Origin of the sequence: Aquicoccus sp. (genome assembly GCF_041686535.1) — a bacterium.
Taxonomy (GTDB): Bacteria; Pseudomonadota; Alphaproteobacteria; order Rhodobacterales; family Rhodobacteraceae; genus Aquicoccus.
Genome location: NZ_JAWLDS010000139.1, coordinates 1 through 5,412 on the forward strand (window position 1 = coordinate 1; position 5,412 = coordinate 5,412).

At 64.5% G+C, this 5,412-nt stretch carries 7 protein-coding genes; 2 read left to right on the forward strand and 5 right to left on the reverse strand.

The window, feature by feature from the left end:
- From ACESL9_RS16675 to ACESL9_RS16695, 5 genes are all read right to left on the reverse strand, one after another.
- The coding region (locus tag ACESL9_RS16675; protein WP_372675253.1) for an aldo/keto reductase at positions 1–309 on the reverse strand (309 nt) is incomplete at its 3' end.
- 155 nt (positions 310–464) lie between these two features.
- On the reverse strand, positions 465–2,507 hold the full coding sequence (locus ACESL9_RS16680; RefSeq protein ID WP_372675254.1) for an ATP-dependent helicase: 2,043 nt from the start codon (positions 2,505–2,507) through the stop codon (positions 465–467).
- Between the two features lie 95 nt (positions 2,508–2,602).
- Positions 2,603–3,229 (reverse strand): SOUL family heme-binding protein, encoded by a 627-nt coding sequence (locus ACESL9_RS16685; RefSeq protein WP_372675255.1) that lies wholly within the window; start codon positions 3,227–3,229, stop codon positions 2,603–2,605.
- 41 nt (positions 3,230–3,270) lie between these two features.
- Positions 3,271–3,663 carry a DUF2177 family protein gene (locus ACESL9_RS16690; RefSeq protein WP_372675256.1) on the reverse strand — a complete coding sequence of 131 codons (393 nt, stop codon included), beginning with the start codon at positions 3,661–3,663 and terminating at the stop codon, positions 3,271–3,273.
- Between the two features lie 201 nt (positions 3,664–3,864).
- The gene (locus ACESL9_RS16695; protein WP_372675257.1) at positions 3,865–4,110 is read right to left on the reverse strand and encodes a hypothetical protein; all 246 of its coding nucleotides are present in this window, start codon (positions 4,108–4,110) and stop codon (positions 3,865–3,867) included.
- Between the two features lie 199 nt (positions 4,111–4,309).
- Here ACESL9_RS16695 and ACESL9_RS16700 point away from each other — a divergent pair, with 199 nt between their 5' ends.
- Together ACESL9_RS16700 and ACESL9_RS16705 are read left to right on the forward strand one after the other, a co-directional pair.
- Positions 4,310–5,110 carry a hypothetical protein gene (locus ACESL9_RS16700; protein ID WP_372675258.1) on the forward strand — a complete coding sequence of 267 codons (801 nt, stop codon included), beginning with the start codon at positions 4,310–4,312 and terminating at the stop codon, positions 5,108–5,110.
- Between the two features lie 103 nt (positions 5,111–5,213).
- Positions 5,214–5,412, forward strand: a 199-nt coding sequence (locus ACESL9_RS16705; protein ID WP_372675259.1) for a hypothetical protein, incomplete at its 3' end; no start/stop codon positions are given.

A 5,412-nucleotide genomic window follows, 5' to 3' on the forward strand; every position in this document is an offset into this window, starting at 1 on the left:
CTCAATGGAGCGTTCGCAGGCGGCGATCATGTCGGGCGCGGCCGCATTCCACGGATAGACCTTGGAGGTCAGGAACACGCCGTCGCGCGCCTGACCGGCAAAGGCGCGGCCAAGGATGGTTTCGGCACCCCCGTCGGCATACATCTCGGCGGTGTCGAAATGCGTGAACCCGATCTCGCGGGCGTGGCGCAGGGCAGCGATTTCGGCCGTTGCGGCCCGTGGATCTTCTCCCATATGCCACGTGCCGATGCCGATCTCCGGCATCGACACGTCCGTGGCATGCCCGAGTGCAACCCTGTCGATCTTCATCACGCCCTCGCTGCGAGACTTGCCCAAAAAACTTCGCTCGTAAAAGTTTGCCGGTCATACCCTGCCGGTCAAGATCTGTTCCCCTCTAATGGGGTCAGAGCCGACTTTTCCGATTTCTGCGCCAGCCGGCCGACAAGAAAGACCTCTCCGCATCGCTATCCCCACATCTGCCGCATCGACGCCGATATGTCGATTGGCGCGGGGGCGGGGCGTGAGGCACCGCCGTGTTGCGCCGGAGACCAGTGGACCGCCTCGAAATGCTCCAGTATGTCCCTCGGGATGAACCGCGTCCGCATGGCATAGACGTGACGGTCGCCATTCCGGGTTTGCTGCGTGACGTAGAAACGCAGCGGCAGGCCGAGGGTCAGGCTGTCCTTGGCGCGCGTCATGGCGACATAGAGCAGCCGTCGTTCCTCCTCCAGCTCGTGGGTCGAGCCGGTGCCGAGATCGGAGGGGATGCACCCGTCGACGGCGTTGAGCAGATAGACCGACTTCCACTCCTGCCCCTTTGCCGAGTGGATGGTCGACAGGATCAGGTAATCCTCGTCCTTCAGCGGCACGCCGGCCTGATCGCTGGTGGCATCGGGCGGGTCGAGCGTGAGGTCGGTCAGAAAGGCCTCGGCCGAGGGGTATCCGGTGGCGATCTGTTCCAGTTGCAGCAGATCGGCGCGGCGGGCCTCGGCATCCTCATGCAGCCGGTCGAGATGGGGGTCGTACCAGGCGCGGGCAAGCCCGAGCGCGGCGGGCCAGGCGGCCTGCGTTACCATCGCCGCGACGAAACCCGGCCAGTCGGCCCCAGCCCGCAGAGGCGGGGCGACATCGGCGAGCGCCGTGCGTGGATCGGGCGCGAGGTCGAGCGCGTCCAGAATGCGCGCTGCGGCCTTCGGCCCGACGCCGGGGATCAGTTGCAGGACGCGGAACCCGGCGACGCGGTCGCGCGGATTGCGCGCCATGCGCAGGAACGACAGCAGGTCCTTCACATGCGCGCTGTCGAGGAACTTGAGCCCGCCGAACTTCACATACGGCACGTTGCGGCGGGTCAATTCGGCCTCGATCTGCACGGAATGGCTGGAGGTGCGGAACAGTACGGCCTGCTCCTTGAGCCTCATGCCCGTCTCGCGATCCTCGAGGATGCGATCCACCATGTAGCGCGCCTGCTCGGCCTCGGTCTGCACCGTCACCAGCCGGGGCTTTTGGGCAGACGCGCGCTCTGTCCAGAGGTCCTTGGTGAACCGCTCCCTCGCCAGCCCGATGACAGCGTTGGCGGCGGCAAGGATCAGCTGGGTGGAACGGTAATTGCGGTCCAGCGTGACGACATCGGCCCGCGGCGCGAAGCTGTCCGGAAAGTCGAGAATGTTGCGCACGGTGGCAGCTCGGAAGGCGTAGATCGACTGCGCGTCATCGCCGACCACGGTCAGCCCGCGCCCGTCGGGCTTGAGCGCCATGAGGATGCGCGCCTGCAGGCGATTGGTGTCCTGATACTCGTCGATCAGCACATGGTCCCAGGTGGCGCCGATATGCGCGGCAAAGCCCGGATCCGCCATGACCTGCGCCCAGGCGAGCAGAAGGTCGTCGTAATCCAGCACGTTCTGCGCCTGCTTGGCCTGAACATAGGCAATGAAAAGCTGCTTCAGTTCGGCCTGCCATGCTGCGCACCACGGGAAGTGGTCGCGCAGCACGTCTCCCAGCGGCGCCTCGGCATTCACCGCGCGGGAATAGATCGCAAGGCAGGTGCCCTTGGCGGGAACTCTACTTTCGGTCCTGGAAAACCCCAGATCGTGACGGCAGAGGTTCATCAGATCGGCGCTGTCCTCGCGATCATGGATCGAGAACTCCGGGTGTAATCCGATCGACAGCGCATGGTTCCGCAGGATCCGCGCGCCGATGCCGTGGAAGGTTCCGGCCCAGGTCAAAGCCTCGGCCGCGACCGCGGTGCCCATGGCCTGCGCGGTGATCCGCTCCACCCGGCGGGTCAGCTCGGTCGCGGCGCGGCGTGAGAAGGTCATCAGCAGGATACGACGGGGATCGTCGCCGTTGACCAGCAGATGCGCCACGCGATGCGCGAGCGTGCTGGTCTTGCCCGACCCGGCCCCCGCGATCACCAGCAGTGGCGGTGACAGCGCGTCACCGCCCCCGCCGAATTCCACCGCGGCCCGCTGGTTGTCGTTCAGCTTGTCGAGATAGCCTGCCTCTGCCACGCCCCGTCCCCTTTTCCGGTTCTCGGCTCGAGATTAACGGAGGAGGAACGAAATGTGAACTCTATTGTTCGGGTGGCGGAGAAGGAACCGGGTATTCAGTCCCTTTCGACCGGGATCAGAACCTCGTTGCGGCGATAGGCCGGCAAGGTCCAGGGCGGGTTGTACCCCGCAACCTCGGCCGGTCCCGTCGGCCTCAGGCCCTTGCCCGCCAGCCAGTCGCGCAGCCGGGCTTCCTCGGTCGAGGCGCGCCGGCTGAGGAAACCGGAATAGCGCAGCACCGCGACCCGGCGTGGCGGGATCGTCGCCAGCGAGACGCGCGGATCGGTCGGCACCGGCGCGGTCTGCGGCGTCATGTCGTCGGGCAGGACGAAGACCATCTCGCGCGCGCCCTCGCGGCCTTGCAGGACCGGCGCGGTCATCGCGATCCTGGCGCCATCGGCGGCATCGGTGTTCAGGACGGGGGCCGTCATGGCGATGTCGCGCGCCCCAGTGTTGGCGCCGGAGATATAGTCGAAAAGACGCCCGAAGGCCGCGCCGGACCCATCCGTCATCGGGGTCGTGGCGACGACCAGTTCGCCATAGTCGCGCAGCTCGAAGGGCATCTCGGCAAGGATCACGTCATAATCGGGCTCCGGCGCCGCGGCGCCCCCGAAAACCGAACAGGCGGCGACGCCAAGAAGCCCGGCAAAGGCCCCGATCGCCCGGGTCGCGCGTGACAGCATCCTTGCCTCCCTATCTTCGCCGCAGCCGCGATCAGCGCCTGTCAGCCCTGAAGGCGCATCATGATCATGACACCGGCCCAGGCGCAAAAGCCCGTCAGCACCGCGCCCCAGACCGTGTCGGTGGCGACCATCGCCCAGGACCAGTTCTTCATGATCGACATCGAGGTGAATTCATAGGTGCCATAGGCCATCGCTCCGATCACCGCCCCGTGCAGCGCCGCCCGCTCAGGGGCCGCATCGCGCAGCGCGGGGGCCGAGACGAGGAACACGAGCCCGGCGATGTAGGCAAGGTAGAAAAGCCCCGCCGGTGCCAGCATCAGGCTGTCGCGCATCATGTCTCCCAAGTGGCGGGTAAACAGAGGCTTCATCACGAGGGTCAACATGACCGCGTCAATGACAAGGAAGAGAATGGCGGTGATGGCGTAAAGGATCATTTGCTCTCCGGCTCCGAGGTCACCAACTCAAGTAGCGTCACGCTTTCAATTGCCCATGATGACGACATAAGCCAAAGAAAACGCGTTTTTTGATCAGCCATCCGAGACCGGTGGTCGCATTGGCGTGATTTCATTCGGCCCTCGAGCCGCGTCTTCAACGAACGCCAGGCATTCCAGCTGACCAAATGATGTCCACCCGGGTTATACACGTTCGCCAAGCTTGCGCGATTTCCGTTCCACAAACGAAAACAGGGTGGGCGCATTCAGTATCAGCCCGGCTCGAACCTGACCGTTCCGCGCGGCAGCAACGAGCGCGATCAGCTTGCCTGTTACTCGGCCGTGCTTGTTCTTGACGCAATGCCGGAACTTGGGCTTGCCGCCGACAACGGCCTTGTCGACCTCGACCACTCCCGACAGTCGGCCGGCAATGCCCTGCCGATAATTCATCATTTCGCGTCGAGGGGGACCCAGTGGATTGGCTGGTTTCTCCTAACCGGAAGCCACTACTTTACGGCATGACCAAGGCCTTCGCGAGGCAGGCGGCCTGAGCCGTCCCATCCGCTTCGCTTTTTCTCGCGGATAACAAGCAATTTGTTTTTCCGAGGCGTCTCGAAGGGACCCATCTCCTGCAAAACAGGAGAGGCCCATGCAACCATTCGCAAAATTTCACCTCGCAACGCTGATCGATCTGCACAAATGGTCGACGCTGTCGCGCAACGAGATCCGTCCGTTTCTGGCGCGGTTCGGGGTTGAGCCGCTGGGATCGAAATACCCGATGCTGCGGATCTACGAAGCTGTGCTCGGCATTTCGCCAACGGGCGCGCTCGAGGACGACATGCTCGGACAAGGTCTGATCCGGCTCGGCGAGGCTGCCGGCATGATCGGGCTGGGCCCCGATGTCTTTCTCGAAAGGCTGCGCGCCAAGAAGAATGCGTTTCGGCCATTCTATGTTTTCGGACCGAAGCGGCACCTGATGCTGCGGGCGCAGGTCGAAGCGATGCTCAGGAGTCCGCGTAACAGCTGGCACGCCCTGGATCCGATCTCGGGACACGCCCTGCCGGCGTCACGGCTGGCACGGACCCTCAAGGTCCCGCAATCCCTGATCGACGCGCTGATGGCCGACAAGGACGATCTCCCGGCGCGGATCATCACCGACGGGCGCGTCCGCTACATCGTCGCCGACGTGGCACACAAGCTTACCTCCCCAAGCTCCGGCGAGGCACCGGCTGCAGGCGAGGAGCCACACGCGACGGAGCCGCGGGAAGACTCCACGAACGCGGTGCTCGCCAGTACGGGCGGCATGGCAGGCGGCCTGTTTTCTGCCGCTTCGAAACGCGCAAACCGCCAGACATATGCGCCGCGTTCCCGCACGGAGTCCGGGTCCAATGCACGCGGAGGCGATCGCGCGTACGGGGCCCCGGCCGAGGCGAAACTGTCGGGAACATAAGGCACGGCTAAGTTTCCGGATATTTCGACTCAGACGCACATTTTCGCTTCGTATGCACGCAAAGCGGCCAATCTCCCCTCCAAGCCAAATGAAAGGATTTTCCATGGCAAAGAACCGACCAACCCCAACACCGTCACCCCGAACACGGCGCGCCGCAGCTTGGCTCACCAAGCTTTATCCTGGCGCCGTCCCGATCCGTCTGCGCCGGATTGGAGATCTGCGTTTCCAAGAGATCAGTTTCGCCACGCCGCGTCCGCACGTCTCCGGCGCGCGGATCGCATCGGACGACACCCCTCTTCTCC

Coding starts and splice junctions, on each gene's coding strand:
- ACESL9_RS16695 (WP_372675257.1), bottom strand. CDS start 4,110: ATGAATTATCGGCAGGGCATTGCCGGCCGACTGTCGGGAGTGGTCGAG.
- ACESL9_RS16690 (WP_372675256.1), bottom strand. CDS start 3,663: ATGATCCTTTACGCCATCACCGCCATTCTCTTCCTTGTCATTGACGCG.
- ACESL9_RS16685 (WP_372675255.1), bottom strand. CDS start 3,229: ATGCTGTCACGCGCGACCCGGGCGATCGGGGCCTTTGCCGGGCTTCTT.
- ACESL9_RS16700 (WP_372675258.1), top strand. CDS start 4,310: ATGCAACCATTCGCAAAATTTCACCTCGCAACGCTGATCGATCTGCAC.